Annotated in this window: 22 protein-coding genes; 11 read left to right on the top strand and 11 right to left on the bottom strand. The window is 67.9% G+C overall.

What is annotated here, in order from left to right:
• Window positions 1-2 precede the first annotated feature (2 nt).
• Genes M9799_RS08175 through M9799_RS08165 form a run of 3 tightly spaced genes read left to right on the top strand, consistent with a single transcriptional unit; the run spans window position 3 to window position 2908 of the window.
• Window positions 3-527 (top strand): RBBP9/YdeN family alpha/beta hydrolase, encoded by a 525-nt coding sequence (locus tag M9799_RS08175; protein ID WP_231042933.1) that lies wholly within the window; start codon window positions 3-5, stop codon window positions 525-527.
• 4 nt (window positions 528-531) lie between these two features.
• Complete coding sequence (locus tag M9799_RS08170; RefSeq protein ID WP_231042934.1) at window positions 532-1440, top strand: ParB/RepB/Spo0J family partition protein; 909 nt, start codon at window positions 532-534, stop codon at window positions 1438-1440.
• A gap of 28 nt (window positions 1441-1468) precedes the next feature.
• The gene (locus M9799_RS08165) at window positions 1469-2908 is read left to right on the top strand and encodes a lyase family protein (RefSeq protein ID WP_231042935.1); all 1440 of its coding nucleotides are present in this window, start codon (window positions 1469-1471) and stop codon (window positions 2906-2908) included.
• 5 nt (window positions 2909-2913) lie between these two features.
• On the opposite strand, the gene M9799_RS08160 is transcribed toward M9799_RS08165, so the two are convergent.
• Window positions 2914-4428, bottom strand: a complete 1515-nt coding sequence (locus M9799_RS08160; protein WP_377008666.1) for an argininosuccinate lyase — start codon at window positions 4426-4428, stop codon at window positions 2914-2916.
• Window positions 4429-4645: 217 nt separating this feature from the next.
• Between M9799_RS08160 and M9799_RS08155 the strand changes: the two genes are divergently transcribed.
• Window positions 4646-5914, top strand: coding sequence for an MFS transporter (locus tag M9799_RS08155; protein WP_231042936.1), 1269 nt, complete (start codon window positions 4646-4648; stop codon window positions 5912-5914).
• A gap of 512 nt (window positions 5915-6426) precedes the next feature.
• Here M9799_RS08155 and M9799_RS08150 read toward each other — a convergent pair.
• The gene (locus tag M9799_RS08150) at window positions 6427-7851 is read right to left on the bottom strand and encodes an FAD-binding oxidoreductase (protein WP_231042937.1); all 1425 of its coding nucleotides are present in this window, start codon (window positions 7849-7851) and stop codon (window positions 6427-6429) included.
• Between the two features lie 264 nt (window positions 7852-8115).
• Between M9799_RS08150 and M9799_RS08145 the strand changes: the two genes are divergently transcribed.
• Window positions 8116-8685, top strand: coding sequence for a cob(I)yrinic acid a,c-diamide adenosyltransferase (locus M9799_RS08145; RefSeq protein ID WP_231042938.1), 570 nt, complete (start codon window positions 8116-8118; stop codon window positions 8683-8685).
• A 4-nt stretch (window positions 8686-8689) separates the two neighbouring features.
• On the opposite strand, the gene rraA is transcribed toward M9799_RS08145, so the two are convergent.
• From rraA to M9799_RS08120, 5 genes are all read right to left on the bottom strand, one after another.
• Window positions 8690-9163 carry a ribonuclease E activity regulator RraA gene (gene rraA / locus M9799_RS08140; protein ID WP_231042939.1) on the bottom strand — a complete coding sequence of 158 codons (474 nt, stop codon included), beginning with the start codon at window positions 9161-9163 and terminating at the stop codon, window positions 8690-8692.
• A 7-nt stretch (window positions 9164-9170) separates the two neighbouring features.
• Window positions 9171-10154 carry a Bug family tripartite tricarboxylate transporter substrate binding protein gene (locus M9799_RS08135; protein WP_377007711.1) on the bottom strand — a complete coding sequence of 328 codons (984 nt, stop codon included), beginning with the start codon at window positions 10152-10154 and terminating at the stop codon, window positions 9171-9173.
• Window positions 10060-12144, bottom strand: coding sequence for an aconitase family protein (locus tag M9799_RS08130; protein WP_231042940.1), 2085 nt, complete (start codon window positions 12142-12144; stop codon window positions 10060-10062). The genes M9799_RS08135 and M9799_RS08130 overlap by 95 nt, the downstream gene beginning before the upstream one ends.
• Before the next feature lie 88 nt (window positions 12145-12232).
• Entirely contained in the window at window positions 12233-13081 is an 849-nt protein-coding gene (locus M9799_RS08125) for a LysR substrate-binding domain-containing protein (protein ID WP_231042941.1), read from the bottom strand.
• 72 nt (window positions 13082-13153) lie between these two features.
• The gene (locus M9799_RS08120; RefSeq protein ID WP_231042942.1) at window positions 13154-14050 is read right to left on the bottom strand and encodes a LysR family transcriptional regulator; all 897 of its coding nucleotides are present in this window, start codon (window positions 14048-14050) and stop codon (window positions 13154-13156) included.
• Between the two features lie 100 nt (window positions 14051-14150).
• Between M9799_RS08120 and M9799_RS08115 the strand changes: the two genes are divergently transcribed.
• Both M9799_RS08115 and M9799_RS08110 read left to right on the top strand, forming a co-directional pair.
• Window positions 14151-14642, top strand: coding sequence for a (R)-mandelonitrile lyase (locus M9799_RS08115; RefSeq protein ID WP_231042943.1), 492 nt, complete (start codon window positions 14151-14153; stop codon window positions 14640-14642).
• 10 nt (window positions 14643-14652) lie between these two features.
• Complete coding sequence (locus tag M9799_RS08110) at window positions 14653-15384, top strand: carboxymuconolactone decarboxylase family protein (protein WP_231042944.1); 732 nt, start codon at window positions 14653-14655, stop codon at window positions 15382-15384.
• A gap of 9 nt (window positions 15385-15393) precedes the next feature.
• On the opposite strand, the gene M9799_RS08105 is transcribed toward M9799_RS08110, so the two are convergent.
• The 3 genes from M9799_RS08105 to M9799_RS08095 all read right to left on the bottom strand — a co-directional run bounded on the left by M9799_RS08105 (window position 15394) and on the right by M9799_RS08095 (window position 19222).
• Window positions 15394-15816 carry a hotdog fold thioesterase gene (locus M9799_RS08105; RefSeq protein ID WP_231042945.1) on the bottom strand — a complete coding sequence of 141 codons (423 nt, stop codon included), beginning with the start codon at window positions 15814-15816 and terminating at the stop codon, window positions 15394-15396.
• Window positions 15817-16119: 303 nt separating this feature from the next.
• Window positions 16120-17634, bottom strand: a complete 1515-nt coding sequence (locus M9799_RS08100) for an acetyl-CoA hydrolase/transferase family protein (protein ID WP_231042946.1) — start codon at window positions 17632-17634, stop codon at window positions 16120-16122.
• Between the two features lie 298 nt (window positions 17635-17932).
• Complete coding sequence (locus M9799_RS08095) at window positions 17933-19222, bottom strand: solute carrier family 23 protein (RefSeq protein ID WP_231042947.1); 1290 nt, start codon at window positions 19220-19222, stop codon at window positions 17933-17935.
• Between the two features lie 169 nt (window positions 19223-19391).
• On the opposite strand from M9799_RS08095, the gene M9799_RS08090 reads away from it, so the two are divergent.
• The 4 genes from M9799_RS08090 to minE all read left to right on the top strand — a co-directional run bounded on the left by M9799_RS08090 (window position 19392) and on the right by minE (window position 23527).
• Window positions 19392-21515: an acetoacetate--CoA ligase gene (locus M9799_RS08090; RefSeq protein WP_231042948.1), complete on the top strand. Its 2124-nt coding sequence runs from the start codon at window positions 19392-19394 to the stop codon at window positions 21513-21515.
• Between the two features lie 114 nt (window positions 21516-21629).
• Complete coding sequence (gene minC, locus M9799_RS08085; protein WP_231042949.1) at window positions 21630-22379, top strand: septum site-determining protein MinC; 750 nt, start codon at window positions 21630-21632, stop codon at window positions 22377-22379.
• Window positions 22380-22444: 65 nt separating this feature from the next.
• Window positions 22445-23260 (top strand): septum site-determining protein MinD, encoded by an 816-nt coding sequence (gene minD, locus M9799_RS08080; protein ID WP_231042950.1) that lies wholly within the window; start codon window positions 22445-22447, stop codon window positions 23258-23260.
• 3 nt (window positions 23261-23263) lie between these two features.
• Complete coding sequence (minE, locus tag M9799_RS08075) at window positions 23264-23527, top strand: cell division topological specificity factor MinE (RefSeq protein ID WP_175505582.1); 264 nt, start codon at window positions 23264-23266, stop codon at window positions 23525-23527.
• A 251-nt stretch (window positions 23528-23778) separates the two neighbouring features.
• On the opposite strand, the gene M9799_RS08070 is transcribed toward minE, so the two are convergent.
• On the bottom strand, window positions 23779-24285 hold the full coding sequence (locus M9799_RS08070) for a flavin reductase family protein (RefSeq protein WP_231042951.1): 507 nt from the start codon (window positions 24283-24285) through the stop codon (window positions 23779-23781).
• Window positions 24286-24292: the final 7 nt, after the last annotated feature.

Below are 24292 nucleotides of genomic sequence, written 5' to 3'. Positions count from 1 at the left end.
CCATGCCGCAGACTTCTTCCTCCACGCCGCAGGTCTGGCTGCTGCCCGATGGCGGGCCGCAGGCCCGCGCCGAGCCCTGGCTTGCGCACTGGCAGGCGCAGGGCCATCGGCAGCTGGAGCAGCATGACTGGCAGCGGCCGCTGCGCGGCGACTGGAGCGCGCGCCTGCAGGAGACGCTGGTCGATGCCGAGGCGCCGGTGGTGCTGGTCGCCAGCGGCCTGGGATGCATCCTCACGGCCTGGTGGGCGGCGCATTCGCCGGCGGCCGCCAAGGTGCGCGGCGCGCTGCTGATCGCGCCCACCGATGTGGAAGATCCCGCGCTGCGCGAGCAACTGCCGGGCTGGGCGCCGATTGCCTTGAAGCCATTGCCCTTTCCCTGCCTGGTCATCGGCCGCAAGCCGCCCGCCGGCTGCAGCCTGGAGCGCGCGCAGGCGCTGGCGCACGCCTGGGGCGCTCCCTTTGCCGTGCTGGACGACCCCGCGCCGGATGCCGGCGAAGCACTGCTGCAATCCCTTTTGAAAGACTGAAGCCATGGTGACAAAGAAACCCAAGGGCCTGGGCCGCGGCCTGGAAGCATTGCTGGGCCCCAAGGTCGAGGCGCAGCCCGCCGCGGCAGAGGCCGCCACGCCGCATGAACTGCGCCTGGAGCAGATGGTGGCCGGCCAGTACCAGCCGCGCACGCGCATGGACGAGGGCGCGCTGTACGAGCTGGCCGAGAGCATCAAGGCGCAGGGAATCATGCAGCCGATCCTGGTGCGGCGTCTGGCGCAGGGCGCCAACGCCGGCAAGTATGAAATCATCGCCGGCGAACGGCGCTTTCGCGCGGCGCGCCTGGCGGGCCTGGAAAGCGTGCCGGTGCTGGTGCGCGAGGTGGCCGATGAAGCTGCTGCGGCCATGGCGCTGATCGAGAACATCCAGCGCGAGGACCTGAACCCGCTGGAAGAGGCGCAGGGCCTGGCGCGGCTGGTCAACGAGTTCGGCCTCACGCACGAGCAGGCGGCGCAGTCCGTGGGCCGCTCGCGCTCGGCGGCCTCGAACCTGCTGCGCCTGCTGAACCTGGCCGAGCCGGTGCAGGAAATGCTGATGGCCGGCGATATCGACATGGGCCATGCGCGCGCGCTGCTGGCGCTGGACCGGGCCACGCAGATCACCGCCGGCAACCAGATCGCCGGACGCAAGCTCTCGGTGCGCGAAGCCGAATCGCTGGTCAAGAAGATGGGCGAGGACTTCGACGCCAAGCCCGCGGCCGCGAAAAAGGACAAGTCGCGCGACGTGAAACGCATCGAGGAAGAGCTGTCGGACCTGCTGATGGCGCAGGTCGAGGTGCGCGTCAAGAAGCGCGTGCGCCGCCGCGGCAAGGTGCAGGACATGGGCGAGGTGTCGATTCAGTTCGGCTCGCTGGAAGAGCTCAACGGGCTGATCGAGAGACTGCGCGGCTGAGACCGCAGACCTGTTTCCTGCAATGCATATGACACTGAACCGCGACGATTTCTTCTGGCTGGGCCAGATCAACAAGGCCTCGGCCGTGATCAACACCGCGCAGGGCCTGCTCGACAAGGCCATTGCGCCCAGGATCGCGCGCGGGCTGCGCAGCGTGCTGGCCGCGGGCGATGCGCCCGGCGGGGCGCGGCCCAGCCTGGTCATCACCTTCGAGCCGTTGCTGATCGCGGCTGCCGGTGTCGAGGCCACCTTGCTGCATGCCGGCCGTTCCAGCCAGGACATGCTGGTGGCGGTGCGCCATGCCATCCTGCGCGAGGAGCTGCTGGCGCTGGCGGACCAGTTGCAGCAGACCAGCGCGGTGCTGGTGGCGATGGCGCGCCAGCATGCCGATGCCATCGTGCCGAACTACACCAATGGCGTGGCGGCACAGCCCAACAGCTACGGCCACTACTTGCTTGGGCATGCCGCGGGGCTGCAGCGCGATGCGCAGCGGCTGCAGCAGGTGTATGCGCGGCTGAACCTGTCACCCATGGGCACGACCGTGCTCAACGGAACGGGCTGGCCGCTGGACCGCGAGCGCATGGCGGCCTGCCTGGGCTTCGACGGCGTGGTCGACAACGCCTACGACGCGGGGCAGATCCACGGCGCCGAGATGCCGGTGGAGCTGGGCAACCTGGTCAGCACCATGGCGCTGCATGTGGGCGCGTTCATCCAGGACGTGACGCTGCAGTATGCGCAGGCGCGGCCCTGGATCCTGCTGCGCGAGGCCGCGGGCAATACCTATGTCTCGAGCGCCATGCCGCAAAAGCGCAACCCGGGACTGCTGATCGATACCCGCACCAAGGCCTCGCGCACGCTGGCGCTGGGTTCCGGGCGGGCGCTGCATGCGCACAATATTCCGCCGGGCATGAACGACGCCAAGGTGGTGGTGGAAAACGTCGAGGTGCTGCGCTGCGCGCAGGAGATGCTGGCGATGTTCGCGCGTGTGCTGCAGGGCCTGGAGCTCAACCGCGCGCGGGCCCTGGAAGAGCTCAACAGCGACTGGACGGCTTCGCAGGAAGTGGCGGATGTGCTGATGCGCGAGCACCATCTGCCCTTCCGCGTGGGCCATCACTTTGCCTCGGAGATGGTCACCCATGCCCGGCGGCACGATATCCGGCCCAGTGATTTCGCCTACGCCGATGCGCAGGCTCTTTACGCGCGCACCATAGCCGAGGAAATGCCTGGGGGCGATCCAGTCTTGCCACTGAGTGAAGAGGCATTTCGCGCCACGCTGGACCCCGTGGGCATCGTGCTGGGCCGGCGCACGCAGGGCGGGCCGCAGCCAGGGGAAATGCAGCGCATGCTGGCTGCAGCCGAGGCCGATCTGGCAGAACAGGCGCAGTGGGTGCAAGCCCGGCGCTGCGCTGTTGAAGCCAGCATGGCCCGGCTGGATGCAGACTTCGACAGTCTCGCGGGCCAGGCCTAAGCCGCTTACTGCGCAGCCAACCGCGCAAAGTCGCGGTCGAGCTGTTGCTGCGCCGCGTCGATGCGGCCGCGGCGCTCGGCGATCCACTGGTCTTCCTGCGCCAGCCGCTGCTGCGCCTGGGCGATCATGCGCGCCATCTCCCTGGGCTGCGGGCCGCCGGCCGTCGCGCGGTCGCGCACGATGGCCACCGGGTCCAGCGCCGCGCGGAATGCGCTTTCAGACATCGGGAAACGCGCGTTCTCGACCTGCATCTCATGCTTGACGGTGGCCGCGTACAGGCGCTGCGCCTCGGCATAGGGGAAGTCGCTGGGCTTGATGTTGCGGTCCTTGGCAAAACTCACCATCTCGGAGGCGAAATGGTGGCCCACGCGGAAGGGCAGGCGGTGCTCGCGCATCAGCACATCGGCCACCTCCTGCGAGGCGGTCCAGTCGAGATTGAGCTCTTCCAGCGCGCGTTCCGGGCTCACCACCAGGCCCTTGAGCACGCGGTCGAAGGACTGCAGCATGGCCAGCGTGGTGTCCACCATCGCCGCAGAGTCGCGCGTGGGCTTGCTGTCGCTCATGCCCGGCGGGATGTTGTGCTGGGTGATCAGCCGGCCGATGCCCAGGGTCAGCACGCGCGAGGCATGGACCCGCGTGTCGTTGAGCAGCCCGGGGTTGCGCTTTTGCGGCATCGCGCTGGAGACATAGGTGTTGCCGCCGCCTTCGCGCAGCAGGATCCAGGGCCGGGGCTGCGCGTACTGCACCATCACGTCCTCGACGAAGGCGCCCACGTGCAGCGCGATGCTGGAGGCCACGGCGCCGATCTCGGCGGGCATTTCGGCGGCCAGGATCTGCGCCGCGTCGTAGGCATTGTCCACCGTGGCAGGATAACCGAGGTACTTCGCCATGCGCTCGCGGTTGAGCGGCCAGCTGGTGCCGTTGAGCACCGTGGTGCCCATGGCCGACTGGTCCAGCCGCGCGAAGGCCTCGTGCAGGCGCTGCGCGTCGCGGTCGAAACCAGCCAGGTGCCCGAGCAGGTAGTGGCCGTAGCTGTTGGGCTGCGCGGCCACGCCATTGGTGTAGTTGGGCACGATGGTGCTGGTGTGCGCCTGCGCCAGCTGCAGCAGCTGGGCGCGGGTCTGGCGCAACTGCTGCGCCAGGCGCAGCAGGTTGTCGCGCTGGATGGCCGAGCGCACGGTAGCCAGCATGTCCTGGCTGGAGCGGCCGGCGTGCAGCAAGGTGGCCTCGACACCCGCGGCCTCGATCAGCAGCGGCTCGAAGGTGATGACCGAGCTGGGGCGCTTGCCATTGGGCGCGTCGCCCGCGGCCAGCACGCTCTGCAGGCCCTTGGCAATGCGCGGGGCGGCGGCCTTGTCGAGCAGGCCTTCCTCGGTGTTGATCACTGCCGAGGCCTTGTTGATCTGGCCGAGCCAGTAGAAGTCATCCCGCTTGCTTTCCTGCGCCAGCGCCAGCTGGGCCAGCGTGGCCAGGCCCAGCGCGCAAAGCGTTTGCGTGGCGCGGCGCGCCCTGGCGCCCAGGCGTGAATGGCTTGTCTTGATTTTCAAAATTGTCTCCAGTGCTTGTCATTGTTTTCAAACGGGGCCGTCGGCCCCGCTGCAGTGTCTCAGGCTTGCAGGCTTGGCTCAAGCTGCTTGGGATGCGAAGGGGCAGGAGGCCGGCAGTTTTGGCATGTTGGCGACAGTTTCTGGCAGCCTGCCGGCTGCAGGCCGCGCCGCGCTTGCCTAAGATGGCGGGATGAATGCTTCCCCATCCCTTTCCGCCCAGGCCCCGGCGGCCGTGCCGCTGCGCCAGGATGCGCGCACCATCGGCCTGATCGGCCTGGCCCATGGTTCCTCGCACTTCTTCCACCTGCTGCTGCCGCCCCTGTTTCCCTGGCTCATCGCCGATTTCGGCTACAGCTATTCCGAGCTCAGCGTGCTGCTGTCGGTGTTCTTCGTGGTGTCGGGCGTGGGACAGGCGCTGTCGGGTTTCCTGGTGGACCGCGTGGGGGCGCGTCCGATCCTGTTCGCGGCGCTGACCAGCTTCACGGTGGCTGGCGTGATCGCGAGTTCGGCCACCGGCTATGCCATGCTGCTGCTGGCCTCGGTGTTTGCCGGGCTGGGCAATGCGCCCTTCCATCCAGTGGACTTCACCATCCTCAACAAGCGCGTCTCGGCGCAGCGCATCGGCCATGCGTTCTCGGTGCATGGCATCTCCGGCAATCTTGGCTGGGCGCTGGCGCCGGTGTTCATGGCGGGCATCACCACGGCCACGGGCTCGTGGCGCACGGCCTGCCTGTGCGGCGCGGCGCTGGCGGCCATCGTCCTGCTGATCGTGGTGCTCAACCGCGACGCGCTCGACGACCGCAAGCCGCTGGTCCAGCCCGATGCCGCGGCCCGCGCCGCGGCGGCGGCCAATGCGCCCACCGAGCATCCCATGGCCTTTTTGCGCCTGCCCTCTGTGTGGCTGTGCTTCTCCTTCTTCTTCTGGAGCACCTGCGCGCTCAGCGCGATCCAGAGCTTCGCCAGCCCGGCGCTGCAGTCGATGTACGGCCTGCCCCTGGGCCTGACGGCACTGGTGGCCACGGGCTACATGCTGTTTGGCGCGGCTGGCATGCTGATGGGCGGCTTTCTCGTCGGCCGGGTGCAGCGGCTGGAGAAGCTGATCGCGGTGAGCATGCTGGCGTCGGCGGTGCTGCTGGCCATCGTCGGCACGGGGCTGCTGCCAGGTTATGTGGGGCTTGCCGTGGCCGCCGTCGCTGGCTTGGGAACGGGCATTGCCGGGCCTTCGCGCGATATGTTGATCAAGAAGGCTGCGCCTCCTGGGGCTACCGGGCGCGTCTATGGGACGGTGTACTCAGGGCTGGATCTGGGCTTTTGTCTGGCGGCGCCGGTGTTCGGGGCGATGCTCGATGCGCACATCTATGGCGGGGTGTTCTTCGGGTCGGCGGCGACGTTGGCGTTGAGTGTGGTGTCGGCGGCGTTTGTGGGGCAGAGGGTGGCGCAGCGGTACGCTGCGACCTAAAGCTGCTCTGTCCTTGAAAGATACCGGGCTGTTTTAACAGCATGCCTTTGCCGCAGGCAGGGGGCCGAGGGGGCCCAGTCCTTGAGAGCAGGCCGTTCATCCTTCGACAGGCTCAGGACGAACGGTTTAGTTGCCTTCTCCTGAGCCTGCCTGTGCCATATCGCTCAACCCCCAAAGAAGCTATCCCGGCCCCGTTCCCCGCCCATCTGGCTGCGCCTGCCGCGCGCAGGGCCCGGGCTGGTCGGTGTGCCGAAGGACACACCGACTTCGTAAACTGACTCACCGCAGTTGTCCGAGCGGAGCGCCGTAGGCGCGTAGCGAGTTCTGCGGTGCAGCCCGGGACCGAGCACGGCAGGTTGCCCGGAGCGAAGCGGAGGGACGCAGACAGCTGGGCCGCATTCTTTTGCTTACTTTTCTTGTGCGAGCAAGAAAAGTGAGTCGGCCGCCGGGCCGAAACCCGGCTCCTGCCCGCGGCAACGGCATACCGTTGAACCCGTCACATGATGGCCCACTCAGAGCGTGAAAATCTTCCCCGGATTGAGAATACTCTTCGGATCCAGCGCCTTCTTGATGGCCCGCATCATATCGATCGCACCCGCACCGGTTTCCTCCACAAGAAAATCCATCTTGTGCAATCCAATGCCGTGCTCACCGGTACACGTACCACCCATGCTCAGCGCACGCATCACCAACTGATGGTTCAGCGCCTCAGCCTTCCCCGCCTGCTCAGGCTGGTTGGGATCGAGCAGATAACCAAAGTGGAAATTGCCATCGCCGACATGGCCCACCAGGAAATACGGGATGCCGCTGGCATCGGCCTCGGTGACCGAGTCCAGCAGGCAGTCCGCCAGGCGGCTGATCGGCACGCAGGTGTCGGTGCTGATCGCGCGGCAGCCGGGCACGGAGCTCACGGCGGCGAAGTAGGCGTTGTGCCGCGCGGTCCACAGGCGCGTGCGCTCCTCGGGGGTGCTGGCCCATTCGAAGGACTGGCCGCCGAACTCGCTGGCGATGTCCTGCACGGTCTCGGCCTGCTCCTTGACGCCGGCGGGCGTGCCGTGGAATTCCATCAGCAGCATCGGCTCCTCGCGCAGCGTGGTCTTGCTGTAGGCGTTGACCAGACGCACGGAATTCGCATCGATCAGCTCCACGCGCGCGATCGGCACGCCCAGCTGAATGGTCTGGATGACGGTGCGCACCGCAGCCTCGATGCTGGGGAAGGAGCACACGGCGGCCGAGACGGCCTCGGGCAGCGGGTACAGGCGCACCGTGATCTCGGTGGCGATGCCCAGCGTGCCCTCGCTGCCGACCATCAGGCGCGTGAGGTCGTAGCCGGCGCTGCTTTTCTTGGCGCGCGTGCCGGTGCGGATGACTTCGCCGCTGGCCGTGACGACTTCCAGCGCCAGCACGTTCTCGCGCATGGTGCCGTAGCGCACGGCGTTGGTGCCGCTGGCGCGCGTGGCGGTCATGCCGCCGATGCTGGCGTCGGCGCCCGGATCGATGGGGAAGAACAGGCCGGTGTCCCGGATGGCCTCGTTGAGCTGCTTGCGCGAGATGCCGGGCTGCACCGTCACCGTGAGGTCTTCGGCATTGATGCTGAGCACGCGGTTCATGCGGCTGACGTCGAGGCTGATGCCGCCCTGCACGGCCAGCAGATGGCCCTCGATCGACGAGCCCGCGCCATAGGGAATGACCGGCACTTCATGTTCGCTGGCCAGCTTCACCGCATCGACCACGTCCTGGGTGCTTTCGGCAAACACCACGGCGCTGGGCGGCGGCGCCTGCAGCGCGCCCTCGTCGCGACCATGCTGCTCGCGCACGGCCAGGGATTGCGAGCACTGGGCGCCAAAGCGCGCCGCGAGGGCATCGAGAAAGGCGGCAGGCACGGGGCGCAGCGCGGTGGCGGGCAGCAGGTGCTGGGCGGCAACGGGAGAATTCATGGGGGGCCTCTTGATGGGTTTGAAAGAATACCATCCGCACCGACGCGGGAGTGGTGGGCTGGCGCATGACTCGGTCGGGCGCGTGACTAATGGGGGCGGTGGGGGAGAATGGGTGTCTTTCCTAGCGCAGGACGTCCATCCTTCGACAGGCTCAGGACGAACGGTTGGCAAAATGTCGAGCCGAGTCGGTATTACCGTTCGTGGTGATCCTGAGCTTGTCGAAGGATCGAACCATGGACGGCCCCCCTTCATGAAAGGACCCCCATGGGCAACCGCCTCACACAGATCGCCACGCGCACCGGAGACGACGGCACCACCGGCCTCGGCGACAACACCCGCGTTTCGAAGAACAGCGGCCGCCCGCATGCGATGGGCGATGTCGACGAGCTCAATTCGCATCTCGGCCTGCTGCTGTGCGAGCCGCTGCCGCAGGACGTGCGCGAGCTGTTGATCGATATCCAGCACCAGCTGTTCAACCTGGGCGGCGAACTGTCGATCCCGGGCTTCGAGCTGCTCAAGGACGACGCGCTGCTGCAGCTGGACAACGCGCTGGCGCACTACAACGCGCAGCTGCCGCGGCTGCAGGAATTCATCCTGCCCGCGGGCACGCGCGCGGCCGCGCAGGCCCATGTCTGCCGCACGGTGGCGCGGCGCGCCGAGCGCATGGTGGTGGCGCTGGAGCAGGCCGAGGCGATGAGGCCCGCGCCGCGCCAGTACCTCAACCGGCTGTCGGATCTGCTGTTCGTGCTGGCGCGCGTGCTCAACCGCATGCAGGGCGGCGACGACGTGTACTGGAAGAGCGAGCGGCTGGCAAAGGCCGGCGGCGCAGCCTGAAGCGTCAGGGCGTATCGGGCATCACGACGACTCCGTCGGCATCCAGCGCCAGCAGCTGCCCGGGGTGGATGTCCACCCCCGCGATGCGCAGCGCCACGTCGCATTCTCCCGTTCCATGGCCCGTGCCGCGCGCCGGCACGCGGCCCAGCGCCACGACGCCGAAGTCCATTGCCGCCAGCGCCACGGTGTCCCTGACCGCGCCGTGGACCAGCACGCCAGCCCAGCCATTGCGTGCGCCCGAAGCCGCCATGCGGTCGCCCAGCACCGCGCGCTGCAGCGATCCACCCGCGTCCACGACCAGCACGCAGCCATGGCCCGGCATCTCCAGCTTTTGCCGGATCAAGCCGGCATCCTCGAAAGCGCGCACGGTGACGACGCGCCCGCCGAAGGCGCTGCGCCCGCCATAGGATTGCCAGGGCGCGACGCACGCGCGCGCCTGCGGGTTCTGGTCGCAGAGATCGGCTGTGGATAACTTCATGGCTGCCTCAATCCAGCGTTGCGCCGGACTGCTTGACCAGTGCCTGGTGCTTGGCCAGCTCGCTCTGGAAAAAGGCCGGCGCGGTGTCCGGCCCCTTGTCCAGCACCATCAGGCCCTGGCCGGCAATCGCGGCCCTGGCTTCGGGCGAGTCCATGGCGGTCTTCACGGCGGCGGCATAGCCGTCCACCGTGGCCTTGGGCAGCCCGGCCGGGCCGACCAGCGCGATCCAGGCGTCGAAGCTGTATCTGGGCGCGCCGGCCTGGGCCATGGTCGGCACATCGGGCAGCGCCGGCGAGCGCGTGGGCGTGGAGAGGGCCAGGGCGCGCAGCCCGCCGGCCTTGATCTGCGGCGCCACCTGCGAGATCGAGACGAAACCCAGCTGCACCTGCCCGCCCATCAGGTCGGTGACCAGCGGGCCGGTGCCGCGGTAGGGCACATGCCGCATGTCGATGCCGGTTTCGGCAATCATCAATTCGCCCGCCAGATGCAGCGTGCTGCCGTTGCCCGCCGAGCCGTAGTTCAGCGTGCCGGGATGCGCCTTGGCATAGGCCAGCAGCTCGGCCACGTTCTTCACCGGCAGCTTGGGATTGACGACCAGCACCAGCGGCACCGTGGCCAGCACCGCGATCGGCGTGATGTCCCTGAGGGTGTCGTAGGGGATGCTCTTGTAGATGCCGGGATTGATCACGTGGTTCGAGGAGATCATGCCCAGCGTCAGCCCGTCCCTGGCCGCCTTGACGACCTGCGTGGTGCCGGGAATGCCGCCCGCACCGACGACGTTCTCGACCACGATCGGATGGCCGGTGGCGCGGCCCAGGCCGGGCGCGATGGCGCGTGCCACCGCGTCCACCGTGGAGCCGGCCGCCAGCGGCACGACCACGCGCACCGGCCTGTCGCTAGGCGCCGGCTGTGCAAGGGCTGCCAGCGGCAGCGGAGTCATCGACACCAGCAGCGCTTGCAGCGCCAGGCGTTTGGTCCGGGAAATGCTCATCGCTTGTCTCCTTTTTGTGGTATCTCTGTTGCAGCGCGGCAAAGCCCATCAGCTCTCCGGCGATGGCGCTGGCGGCCACGGTGGGCGGGCTGGCGAGCCAGACATTTCCCGGGCCGCCGCGCCCGGGAAAGTTGCGGTTGATGGCGCTCACCGTGACCTGGTCGGCGCGTGACGAGCCCCCCGGCCCGCAGTTGCCGCAGGCGCCGCAGGACGGCTGCAGGATGCGCGCGCCCACGCGCTCGAAGGCATCGAGGTAGCCGGCGGCAATGCAGTGGTCGCGCACGGCAGTGGTGCCGAACTGCAGGAACAGCTGCACCCCGGGCGCCACGCGCAGCCCGCGGTCCGCGGCCCAGCGCAGCACTTCGTGGTAATGGTCGAAATCCTCGCGCTTGCCCGCGGTGCACGAGCCGCCATAGGCAATGTCGATGCGTATGCCGGCCTCGGCTTCGGAGAGCGCCATGCCGTTGCCCGGATCGCCCGGCGCGGCCACCATCGGCGGCACCGCAGCGCAGTCGAGTTCGATGCTGTGGGCGTAGTGCGCACCGGCATCGCTGTGCATCCAGCCCTCGATCTCGAATTCCACGCCGCGGCGCTCGCGCAGGAAGCGCCGGGTCTCGGCATCGGGCGCGACGATGCCGGTGAAGCCGCCGAGCTCGGCGCACATGTTGGTCAGCGTCGCGCGCTCGTCGGTGCGCAGCTGCGCGACAGCGGTGCCCGTGAACTCGAACACCTTGCCCACGCCGCCGCCCGAGCGGATATAGGGCAGGGCCAGCAGCTGCAGCACGATGTCCTTGGCCGTGACCCCGGCGCGCAGCTGTCCGTCCAGCACCACGCGCACGCTGGCCGGCATGGTCAGCCGCACCGCGCCGGTGACGAAGGCGTTCGCCATGTCCGTGGTGCCCACGCCAAAGGCCACGCAGCCCAGCGCGCCGCTGTGCGGGGTGTGCGAGTCGGTGCCCACCACCAGCTGCCCCGGCAGCGCATAGTGCTCGGCCACCAGCGCATGCGAGATGCCGGCGACGTTGCTGCCATCGTCGAGCCGCGCCTCGGCCTCGGTCAGCGTGCGGTGGCTGCGCAGCCGGTAATCGCTGGCGAAATCGCGCTGCGCCTGCACCATGCGCTGCACGTTGGGCACCAGGCCGCCGATCACATGCGCCGGGCTTTCCTCCACATAGGAGGTGTGGTCCTCGAAGACGATGATCGATTCCGGGTCGCGCAGCGCCAGCGGGCGGCCGAATGCCGCATGCAGCATGTGCGCGGCCATGCCGGTGTAGTACTCGTGGATGAAGCGCCAGTCGGCGCGCACAAAGGCGCCGTCGCCCACGGCTGGCGCCGCCGATGTCACCGCCGTTGCCAGCGCATGCCGGGCAACGATCTTCTCGAACAGCGTCTGCGGTTTTTCCGCTGCCGCCGCTGGCGCCGGCATCACCTCGCGCAGATGGCGCTGCCCGAAGGCCAGTAAACCGCCGCCGCGCAGGATGGCGGCGGCCAGCGCGTCGCGCCCCGCGACCAGCTCATCGATGGCAATCTCTTGTCCGGCCTGGATGCGCTCGATCAGGCCGAAGTCGGTGGAGGTGAACAGCCCGATGTTGTCGGCATTCTGGCGGTAGATGCGCTCGAAGCTCTCGGCGATGACCAGGCGCACGCCGGCCAGTTTCTCGGCCGCGGGGCTGTGCTCGCGCGACGAGCCCTTGCCATAGCGCTTGCCCGCCACCACCACCTCGATGCCGCTGGCGCGCATGGCATTGACGCCGATCGGCGCCTCGCCGCCGACGCGCAGGCCGGTATAGGGATAGCCGCCCAGCTTCTCGTCGAAGTGGGTCAGGATGGCAATGGGAGTGATTTCGTCGGTGGAGACATCGTCGCGCAGCGGGCCGGCATCGGCCAGCGTGCGGCGGGCGCCGGCCAGGGCGCTTTTGACGGCCTCGGGCTGCTGGCTCAGATACAGGATATGAGGCGAGAAACGGAGTGCTGGCTGAATGGCTTGCATGCCCGCATGATCGGCCGCGGCAAGTGCTGGCGGGAAGCGCTAACTCGGCACAGGGGGTCGCGCAAAACGCGCGATCCGGGTTTTCCCCTCAGCCCTGCAGCATCTGTATCAACGTCTGCACCGCGCGCGGCTGCGGCGTGCGCCGCAGTGCATACAGCGCCAGCATGCGCTCGGCCCAGGCATCGCCCAGGGGCCGGTGGACCAGCGCCGATTGCTCGCCAAACGTGGGCAATGCGCTGAGCGGCACCACGGCAATGCCCAGCCCGGCCTGCACCATGCGGTGCACCGCATCGAAGCTGCTGACCGAGACCTCGGGCTCGAAGCGCCGGTGCAGCGCCTGCGCGCGCTCGTGCAGCAGGCGGTCGAGCGCGCCGCCCTGGTGCACGCCGATGACCGGGTACACCAGCACCTGCGCGAAGCCCACCGAGGGCGCCTGCGCCAGGGCATGGTCCGCGGGAAACACCACCTGCAGCGGGTCGGCCGCGAAGTGCCACAGCTCCATGCCCGCAGGCACATCGGAATGCACGCCGATGCCAAGATCCGCGCGGTCGTCGAGGCAGGCGCGGATCACATCCCGGGTATCGGCCTCGTGCAGCGATACCTGGACGTTGGGATACTGCTGCCTGAAGCGCCCCAGCCGCTCGGGCAGGGCGCCGACGATGGCCGACATGTTGGCGTACAGCCGCACCGTGCCCGCCAGCTCGCTGCCCAGGCTCCTGACCTCGCGCACCAGCGATTCCAGTTCCTCGTCGATGCGCAGCCCGCGCTCGTAGACCATGCGCCCCGCCTCGGTGAGCGCCACGCCGCGCGACGAGCGGATCAGCAGCGCCGTGCCGAAGCTGCGCTCCAGCGCCGCCAGGCGCCGGCCGAGCGCCGACGCGGCAATGCTCTGCTCGCCGGCCGCGCGCACGATGGAGCCGGCGCGGGCCACGGCCACGAACAGGCGCAGGTTGTAGGCATCGATTCGGGGGTTCAGGGCGGTCTCCGGCAGGCCTTGCGGGCCCCGATTCTAGGGCCCGCGCCAGCGCAGCGCCTCCACCACCAGCGCCAGCGCCGGGGCGATCTGCCGGCGGCTGGCGTAGTAGAGGTGGTAGCCGGGGAAGGTGGGCCACCAGTCCTCGAGCACCGGCACCAGCCGGCCCGCGGCGATGTGCTGCTCCATGGTGTCGAAAGGCACATAGGCGAAGCCCATGCCCTCCACGGCCGCCTGCAGCATCAGGAAGGTGTTGTTGAAGGTGGCCTGGCCCTGCACGCGCACGGCAAGCGCCTGCCCCTTGCGTTCGAAGTCCCAGGCATACAGCCCGCCATGCGTGGGCAGGCGCAGGTTCACGCAGCGGTGCTGCATGAGATCGTGCGGCGTCTTGGGCAGCGCCTTGCCCGCCAGATATTCCGGCGACGCGGCCACCGCCATGCGCAGCGGCGGCGCGATCGGCACGGCCACCATGTCCTGCGCCACGCGGTTGCCGGTGCGCACGCCGGCATCGAAGCGCTGCGCGGCGATATCGGTCATCGCGTAATCCACGCTGAGCTCGATCCGCACCTCTGGATACTCGTGCATCAGCGGCAGCAGCCGGGGCCACAGCGCGGTGACGATCGCATGGTCGTGCGCGGTGATGCGCACCGTGCCCGCGGGCCTGTCGCGCAGCGCGGACAGCGAGCCCAGCTCCAGCTCGATCTCCTGCAAGCGCGGCGCGACCCCGGCCAGCAGCCGCGCGCCAGCCTCGGTGGCCGAGACGCTGCGGGTCGTGCGCGTCAGCAGGCGCACGCCCAGGCGTTCTTCCAGCGCGCGCATGGCGTGGCTCAGCGCCGAGCGCGACATGCCCAGCTGCGCCGCGGCGCGCGTGAAGCTGCGCTCGCGCGCCACGGTGACGAAGGCCTGCAGGTCGTTCAACGGGATCTTTGGCATTGGTGAATTCCATGCACAGGTGCATGCGGATTTTGCCATCTTCTCAACAGATGATGCGCCTTCTACAGTGGGCCGGTCATTCACTTTCCACGCCCGCTTCATGAAGAAAACCCTTTTGAACGCCGCCCTGTGCGCCGCGGCAATGCAGGCCGGCGCGGCCGGTGCCGCCGAGGAAAAAAGCAACGCGCCGCAGGAGATCACACGCGCCGGCGCCCAGCCCTCCGTGGCCGGCCCGGCGCAATATTTCACCGGGCGCGTGCGCGTCGAGCCCGTGTGGCCGGCCAATGGCGACATCAATGCCTCGGGCGGCATGGTCACCTTCGAGCCCGGCGCGCGTTCCGCCTGGCATACCCACCCCAGGGGCCAGCGCCTGCTGGTCACCTCGGGCGTGGGCCGCACCCAGGAATGGGGCGGGCCGGTGCAGGAGATACGCGCCGGCGACGTGCTGTGGTGCCCGCCGGGCGTGAAGCACTGGCATGGCGCCGCGCCCCATACCGCGATGACCCACCTGGCGGTGACCGGCACCACGCCCGATGGCAAGAACGTTCAATGGATGGAGAAGGTCAGCGATGCGCAATACCAAGGCCAATAAGGCAATCCGCATGGCACTGATCGCAACCGCGCTGGCCACCGCTGCGCCGGCGTTTGCCAGCGACACCGCCCAGCCCGTCCAGACGCGCCAGGCCGCGTCCAACGCGCTCGATGCGCGCCAGCAGGCCATCGTGCCGGTCTCGGCGTTTGCCGCCGCGGGCGACATGGCAGGGCTCAACAAGGCATTGGAGCAGGGCCTGTCGGCCGGCCTGAGCGTCAACGAAGCCAAGGAAATCCTGGTGCAGCTCTATGCCTACGCCGGTTTCCCGCGCAGCCTGAATGCGCTGGGCGAGCTGATGAAGGTGCTGGAGTCGCGCCGCCAGCGCGGCATCACCGATCCCGCGGGCGCGCTGCCCGGCCGCCCGGCGCCCAAGGGCGATGCGCTGCACGCAGCCGGCACCGCCAACCAGACCAAACTTTCGGGCGGCCCGGTGAAGGGCGCACTGTTCGACTTCGCGCCGGCCGTCGATGAATACCTCAAGACGCACTTGTTTGGCGATATCTTCGAGCGCGACAACCTCGACTGGCAAAGCCGCGAACTGGCCACTGTCAGCATGCTCTCGGCGCTGCCCGGCGCCGAGTCGCAGCTGCAGTCGCACATGCGCATCAGCATGAATGTGGGCATCACCGCGGCGCAGCTGCAGCAGCTCGCGGCGGTGCTGCAGGAGCGCGTGGATGCAAGCAATGCGCAGCGTGCGCGCGAGGCGCTGCAGCGGCATCTGGCAACGCAGACGGCGCGCTGACAGGGCCGCTCAGCGCGGCGCCAGTATCGCCATGGTGATGCGCGAGGTGCAGGTGAGCTGGCCTTCGTCGTTCACCATGTCGATCTGCCAGACCTGCGTCGTGCGGCCTATGTGCACAGGCTTGGCGGTAGCCGTGACCCAGCCGCTGCGCGCGGCGCGCAGGTGGTTGGCGTTGATGTCCAGGCCGACCGCGGTATGGCCCTCGGGGCTGGCGTAGAACGCGCCCAGCGAGCCCAGGGTCTCGGCCAGCACCACGCTGACGCCACCGTGCAGCAACCCGAAGGGCTGCATGGTGCGCGCGTCCACGGGCACGCGGCCGGTGATGAAATCGTCACCGACCTCGGTGATCTCGATGCCCAGATGGCTGACGGCGGTGTTGGCGCTGCTCTGGTTCAGGGCTTGGGCGGTGATAGGTTTTTTCCAGATGGGCATGGGCGGCTCGAAGGGTGGATGCGATGGGTGCATCATGCCTAAAGCCGGCGAAGGCGCCACAACGGAGGCGACAGCTGTTTTCCACGAGGGCAGGCCGTCCATCCTTCGACGAGCTCAGGACGAACGGTTCGCGTAAGGTGCGCCCTCGACCAACGTTCTTGATGAGCCTGTCTTTGCCGTTCGTCCTGAGCCTGTCTTTGCCGTTCGTCCTGAGCCTGTCTTTGCCGTTCGTCCTGAGCCTGTCGAAGGATGAACGGCCCCCTAAAGCTCAGGGAGTGGGCCGTGGATCAGGGAGCGCTTCGATCACCCGTGCATGCTCCCCGTCTCCAGAAAGCGCTCGTGCCAGCTCAACGCCTCACGCAGGATATGCGGCGTATGCTGCGCCCCCTTCAGCCGCGCCCGGTCGAAGTAGTCCTGCAGCATCGGGCGGAAGTCCGGATGCGCGCACTTGTCGATGATCACCTGCGCGCGCTCGCGTGGCGACAAACCGCGCAGGTCGGCCAGGCCCTGCTCGGTGACGATGATCTGCGTGTCGTGCTCGGTATGGTCCACATGCGAGCACATCGGCACGATGCAGCTGATCTGGCCGTCCTTGGCCACCGACGGCGTGACGAAGAACGACAGATAGCCGTTGCGCGCGAAGTCGCCCGAGCCGCCGATGCCGTTCATCATTCCCGAGCCCATGATGTGGGTCGAGTTGATGTTGCCGTAGATGTCGGCCTCGATCATCGAGTTCATGGCAATGATGCCCAGGCGCCGCACCAGCTCGGGGTGGTTGCTGATCTCCTGCGGGCGCAGGATGATGCGCTCGCGGTAGAAGCCGATGTTGCGCTCGAATTCCTCGTAGGCGGCGTTGCTCAGCGAGATCGCGGTGGCCGAGGCCTGGCGCATCTTGCCGGTGCGCAGCAGGTCGAGCATGCCGTCCTGCAGCACTTCGGTGAAGCCCAGCAGGTTGTCGAAGGGGCCATTGAGCAGCCCCGCGAGTACCGCGTTGGCGACGTTGCCCACGCCCGACTGGATCGGCAGCATGTCCTTGGGCAGCCGGCCGTGGCGCATCTCGTGCGCGAGGAAGTCGATGATGTGCGTGGCGATCTGCGTGGACACCGTGTCGGGCAGCGCAAAGGCCGTGTTGCGGTCGCTCTGGTGCGTCTCCACCACCGCGATCACCTTGGCCGGATCGACGCGCAGATAGGCCTCGCCGATGCGCTCTGCCGCGTGCGTCATGTGGATCGGCGTGCGGCGTGGCGGAATGGCGGTGCCATAGTAGATGTCATGCATGCCCTCGATCGCCAGCGGGGGCTTGGTGTTGACCTCCAGGATCACCTTGTCGGCGATCTCCAGCCAAGTCTTGTTGTTGCCCACGGCGGTGGACGGGATCAGCCGGCCGTCGGGCAGCACGCCCAGCACCTCGATCACCGCCACCTTCATCTCGCCGAGGAAGCCGAACCACGCGTGCTGGGCGACATGCGACAGGTGCATGTCGACGAAGTGCATCTCGCCGGCATTGATCTTGTTGCGGCAGAGCGGGTCGCTCTGGAAGGGCAGGCGCTTCTCGTAGGCATCGGCCGCGGCCAGCAGGCCGTCCATCTCGGGCGCCGTGGAGGCACCGGTCCAGGCGCTGATCTTGAACGGCCGGCCCGCCGCGTGCTCGGCGCGCGCGCGCGCCGCCAGGGCCTGGGGCAGGAGCTTGGGATATCCCGCGCCGGTGAACCCGCTCATGCCCACATTGGCGCCCGCGGGCACCAGCGCGGCCGCCGCCTCGGCGCTCATGATCAGGGAGTGGAAATCGCTATACCGTACGCGCTCAATCAGGGACATCAAAGGCTCCGCAAGAAAACGCCACCGCCTGTCTCCAGCAAATCGGGCGCGGTGGCTTGCGGGGCGGATGTTAGCAGCGCCGGGATGCGCTTTTGGGAACCGTGCGAGGTACCCAGCCTGGCGTCATGGAGCCGTTCCAGACGAGAAAAAGGGGCCTTGCGGCCCCTGTGTATCCCCATTCGTCCTGATCCTGAGCTTGTCGAAGGATCGAAGGATGGACGGCCTGCATTCAAGTTTTCAAGACAGGCCGTCCATGGTTCGACAAGCTCACCACGAACGGTTCCCCTTGCTTCCATCTTCAACGCGGCTTGCGATCCAGCAGCGCATAAAGAATGATCGCCCCGAACGTCGCCGTCCCGATGCCGCCCAGCGCGAAGTCGCCGAACTTGAGCGTGAATTCCCCCGTGCCCAGGATCAGCGTGATCGCCGCGACGATCAGGTTCTTGTTCTGCGAGAAGTCGACCTTGTTGCGCACCCAGATATTGGCGCCGGCCACCGCGATCAGGCCGAACACCACGATCGACACGCCGCCCATCACCGGCAGCGGGATCGCCTGGATCAGCGCGCCGAACTTGGGGCTGAAGCCCAGCAGCACCGCCAGCAGCGCCGCGCACAGGAACACCGCCGTCGAGTAGATGCGCGTGGCCGCCATCACGCCGATGTTCTCGGCATAGGTGGTCACGCCCGTGCCGCCGCCCGCGCCGCTGACCATGGTGGCGACGCCGTCGCCGATGAACGCGCGGCCCATGTACTGGTCGATGTTCTTGCCGGTCATGGCGGTGACGGCCTTGATGTGGCCCAGGTTCTCGGCCACGAGAATGACCACCACGGGAACGATCAGCAGCATGGCCGGGCCGCTGAACACCGGGGCATGGAACTGCGGAAAGCCGAGCCAGGCGGCGTTGGCCACGCCCGACAGGTCGATGGGCTTGCCCAGGCCGGCGACGTTGGTCAGCAGCGCATAGAAGATGCTGGAGATGATCAGGCCGACCAGGATCAGCAGGCGCTGCAGCATGCCGCGGGTGAGCACCGCGACCAGGCCGACGCTGACGAAGGTCAGCGCCTGCATCCAGCTGTCGAAGTTGCTCGAGGCCATGTTCTTGATGGGAATGCCCGCGAGGTTCAAGCCGATGACCGCGACCACGGCACCGGTCACGACGGGCGGCATGAAGCGTTCGATCCAGCCCGTGCCCAGCCACTGCACGATGAAGCCGATCAGCGTGTAGACCGCGCCGCAGGCGATGATGCCGCCCAGCGCCACGCCGATGTTGGCGTTCGCGCCCTGGCCCGCGTAGCCGGTGGCGGCGATCACCACGCCGATGAACGCGAACGACGAGCCCAGGTAGCTGGGCACCTTGCCGCCGGTGATCAGGAAGAAGATCAGCGTGCCGATGCCGCTCATCAGCACCGCCAGGTTCGGATCGAAGCCCATGAGGATCGGCGCCAGCACCGTCGAGCCGAACATCGCGATCACGTGCTGGATGCCCATCAGGCCGGTCTGCGGCCAGGGCAGGCGCTCATCGGGGCCGATCACGCCTCCGGAATGCAGCACATCGGAGGACTTTTCGGTCCAGTGGAAAATTCCCATTGCTTCTCTCCAAACAAAACTGGCGCGATGTTAGAGATATTCGGCGCCGCATGGGGGACAGATTCGCAGAACGTTGTAGGAGGATGACGCCAATATCCCTGTCGCCAAGGCAGCAGTTCCAGGGCTAACCCTGAACCTGCCATACGCCCAGCGCCTTAACGTCTGAACCATGAGCACCATCCCCGCCTATATCCCGCAGATCCGCCGCTACCAGGACTGGCTTGCGCAGCGCCATGGCCTGGAATTTCCCGACTACGACGCGCTGTGGCGCTGGTCCGTCACCGAGCTCGATGCCTTCTGGCAGAGCATCTGGGAGTACTACGACCTGCAGTCGCCGACTCCGCACGGCGCAGTGCTGGCGCGCAATGTGATGCCCGGCGCGCAGTGGTTCCCGGGCGCGCAGCTCAACTACGCGCGGCAAGTGATGCGCCACACCGAAGCCGCCGCCGCCGCAGGCATGCCGGCCGTCATCAGCCGCAACGAGCGCGGCCTGCACCGCGAGCTGAGCTGGCCCGAGCTGCGCCGCCAGACGGCCGCGCTGGCGCTGCACCTGCAGGCGCAGGGCGTGCGGCCCGGCGACCGCGTGGCCGCCTATCTGCCGAATATTCCCGAGGCCATGGTGGCGCTGCTGGCCTGCGCCAGCATCGGCGCGGTCTGGAGCATCTGCGCGCCCGACATGGGCACGCAGGCAGTTCTGGACCGCTTCCGCCAGGTCGGGCCCAGGGTGCTGATTGCCGTCGATGGCGTGCGCTACGCCGGCCGCGATCTCGACCGCCAGCCGGTCGTGGCCGAGCTGCGCGCGCAGCTGCCGAGCCTGGAGCAGGTGATCCTGGTCAACAACCTGGACCTGTCGCTGGAGCGTGCCGACTGCGCGCACTGGGGTCGCATCACCGCGCGCGACGACGCCGCGACCACAGCCTTCGAGCCGCTGTGGCTGCCTTTCGAGCATCCGCTGTGGATCGTGTATTCCAGCGGCACCACCGGCCTGCCCAAGCCCATCGTGCATGGCCACGGCGGCATGGTGCTGGTGGCGCTGCAGCTCAAGGGCCTGCACAACGACGTGGGCTGCAGCTGGGAGCCCAACAGCTGGGGCGAGCGTTTCCACTGGTACAGCTCCACGGGCTGGGTCATGTGGAACGCCCAGACCGCGGGGCTGCTGGGCGGCACCACCTGCGTGATCTTCGACGGCAGCCCCGGCGGCAGCAAGGAGCAGCCCGACTGGGGCGTGCTGTGGCGCTTCGCGGCCGAGACCGGCATCACCAGCTTTGGCGCGGGCGCGGCGTTCTACACCAGCTGCATGAAGGCGGGCGTGGATCTGTCGGCCTGCGGCGACCTGTCGCGCGTGCGCGCGCTGGGCTCGACCGGCTCGCCGCTGTCGGCCGAGGTGCAGCAATGGGGCACGGACCAGTTCCGCGCGCTGCGCGCCAAGGCCGAGGCCGGCGGGCAGCCGGGGCTGCCGTCCGCAGAAGACATCTGGTGGAACAATATCTCCGGCGGCACCGATTTCTGCGGCGCCTTCCTGGGCGGCCACCGCGAGCTGCCGCAGGTGCCGGGCGTGATGCAATGCCGCCAGCTGGGCGCGGCCGTCGAGTCCTGGGACGACCAGGGCCGCCCGGTCATCGACGAGGTGGGCGAGCTGGTGTGCACCCAGCCGCTGCCGTCGATGCCGCTGTATTTCTGGGGCGATGAAGGCGGCAAGCGTTATCGCTCCAGCTACTTCGAGCATTTCCCGCCGGGGCGGGGCCGGCGGCCGGGCGGCGGCGACACCGGGCCCGAGGCCGGCGCCGTCTGGCGCCATGGCGACTGGATCCGCATCACGCCCGAAGGCGGCTGCATCATCTATGGCCGCAGCGACGCCACCATCAACCGCCATGGCCTGCGCATGGGCACCAGCGAGATCTACCGCGCGGTCGAGGCCCTGCCCGAGGTGCTCGACAGCCTGGTCGTCGATCTCGAATACCTGGGGCGCGAAAGCCACATGCCGCTGTTCGTCGTGCTGCGCCCGGGCGTGGAGCTGGACACGGCCCTGCGCGCACGCATCAACGCGGCAATCCGCCTTGGTGTGTCGCCGCGCTTCGTGCCCGACGAGATCCACCGGGTGGCCGAGGTGCCGCGCACCCTCAGCGGCAAGAAGCAGGAGCTGCCGATCAAGCAGCTGCTGCTGGGCAAGCCGCTGGCGCAGGTCGTCAACAAGGACACCATGGCCAACCCCGGGTGCCTGGGCTGGTACGAGGCGCTGGCGCAGCGGCGCCAGGCGGCGCAGAGGAGCGCGGCGGAGTCGGCCCAGATGTGAGGACCTGTATCTCCGCCGACACACGCAGACTGCGGCCCGCAGCCCCAGGGTACACTTCGGCTTCGTCCAACCAGGCCCCGGCCTGGTTTCCGACCTTCCTACCGCAAACCCTTCATGGCCGCTGATTCGACGGGCACCGCCCGCTCCAGTTTTGACCTCAAGAGCGCGCAGCTGCACGTCGTGGCTGTCGCGCTCAAGGATACGGACATCCAGCTGGTTGCGGCCGATCTGGCGCAGCGTCTGGCGGACGATCCCGATTTCTTCGACAACGACCCGGTGCTCATCGACCTGTCCCAGGTCAGGGAGTCCGAGCAACCCATCGACTTCACGGCGCTGATCGCGCTGCTCGAGGCGCACCGCACCCAGCCGGTGGCGGTGCGCGGCGGCAGCGAGGCGCAGACCCGCGACGCGCTGGCCGCCGGCCTGTGCTCGGCGCCCGACGCCCAGGCCGCGCGCGCGGCGCCGGCGGTCGAGGTGCACGAGGTGATCCGCGAGGTCGAAGTCGAGGTCGTGCGCGAGGTGCCCGTGCCCATGGCCGGCGCGATGGTCATCGACAAGCCGCTGCGCTCGGGCCAGCAGGTCTATGCCCGGGGAACCGATCTGGTGGTTCTGGCCGTCGTCAGTTATGGTGCCGAGGTGATCGCCGACGGCAACGTGCATGTGTATGCGCCGCTGCGCGGCCGCGCCATCGCGGGAGCGCGTGGCAATACCTCGGCGCGCATCTTCAGCACCTGCATGGAGCCGCAGCTGCTGTCCATTGCCGGCATGTACCGCACCACCGATACCGAGCTGCCGCCGGAGGTGGTCGGCAAGCCGGCCCAGGTCCGGCTCGACGGCGAGAAAATCATCGTCGAGCCGATGTAATGCGTGAACGGGCGGGAGCCCCGGCTTCCCCACATTGAGCTTCGTCTTTAAGGAACAGTGCAAACATGGCCAAAATCGTCGTCGTGACCTCGGGCAAAGGTGGAGTGGGAAAGACCACCACCAGCGCCAGCTTTGCCTCCGGCCTCGCCCTGCGGGGCCACAAGACCGCCGTCATCGACTTCGACGTCGGGCTGCGCAACCTGGATCTGATCATGGGCTGCGAACGCCGCGTGGTGTATGACCTGATCAACGTGATCCAGGGCGAAGCCAACCTGCACCAGGCGCTGATCAAGGACAAGCAGTGCGACAACCTGTTCGTGCTGGCCGCCTCGCAGACGCGCGACAAGGACGCGCTGACGCAGGACGGCGTCGAGAAGATCCTCAAGGACCTGGGCGAGATGGGCTTCGACTACATCGTCTGCGACTCGCCCGCCGGCATCGAGAGCGGCGCGCTGATGGCCATGCACTTCGCCGACGAGGCGCTGGTGGTGACCAACCCCGAGGTCTCCTCGGTGCGCGACTCCGACCGCATCCTGGGCATGCTCAGCTCCAAGACCAAGCGCGCCATCGAGGGCAGCGAGCCGATCAAGGAACACCTGCTGATCACACGCTACAACCCGAACCGCGTCGAGGACGGCCAGATGCTGTCGCTCGAGGACATCCAGGACATCCTGCGCATCGAGCTGATCGGCGTCATCCCCGAATCGGAAACCGTGCTGCTGGCCTCCAACCAGGGCATTCCGGCGGTGCACATGGCGAATACCGACGTGTCCGAGGCCTACAAGGACGTGATCGACCGCTTTCTGGGCGAGGCAAAGCCCATGCGCTTCATCGATGTGCAAAAACCAGGTTTCTTCAAACGCATCTTCGGGGGGAGGTAAGAGATGTCGATGCTGTCTTTTCTACTGGGTGAAAAAAAGAAGTCGGCTTCGGTCGCGAAGGAACGCCTGCAGATCATCCTGGCCCACGAGCGCGTCGGCGGCGGCCGCAGCCAGCACGACTACCTGCCGGAACTGCAGCGCGAGCTGATGGCGGTGATCTCCAAGTATGTGTCGATCCATCCGAACGACATCAAGGTGCAGCTGGAGCGGCAGGACAATCTGGAAGTGCTCGAAGTGAAGATCGAGTTGCCGGAAGCGGTGAAATAACCAGGACCCGCGCGCTCGTCAAAAGCGTGTGGCAGGGCGTTGCAAGTTGCGCCCTTTTCTTGACATTGGCCGTTCACCTTCGACGGGGCCGCCCAGACAGGCTCAGGGCGAACGGGTTAGGCGCGACGCGTCCCAACTCCTCCGTTCGTCCTGAGCTTGCCTGAGCGGCCCCGGCGAAGGATGAAGGGCCTGCGCTACAGATAAACTCCGGCCGTCTTCAATTGACGGTCTCGGTATCCCCCGCAGGCGCCCTACCTCATCCTTCCATCGTGATAGATCAGCGGCGCCGCCTCATTGCGGTACCCGCACCGCTCCACTTCCCCCACGAAGATCACATGGTCGCCTTCCTGGTAGCGGCTGCGGTTGAAGCATTCGAAGGTCGCCACCGCGCCGTCCAGCAGCGGCACGCCGCTGTGGCCGGGCTGGTGCGCCACGCCGGCCCAGCGGTCGATGCCCTTGGTGGCGAAGCGCATTGCCAGCTCCTTCTGCTCGGCGCCCAGCACATGCACCGCGTAGTGCGTGCCGGCCATGAACACCGGCAGCGACGCCGCGCTGTTGGCCATGCTCCACAGCACCAGCGGCGGATGCAGCGACACCGAATTGAAGGAGCTCACCGTGACGCCCACGGGCTGGCCCAGGGCATCGAGCGCGGTCACGATGGTCACGCCGGTCGCGAACTGGCCCAGCGCCTTGCGGAAATCATGCGGGGTGAAGATCGGTGGCTGGGCCACGGCGGAGGGGGATAGAGGCGAGTTCACGGGCAGC

This window comes from Comamonas endophytica, assembly GCF_023634805.2.
Classification (GTDB): domain Bacteria; phylum Pseudomonadota; class Gammaproteobacteria; order Burkholderiales; family Burkholderiaceae_C; genus Comamonas; species Comamonas endophytica.
This window is presented reverse-complemented; position numbering and strand designations above follow the sequence as displayed.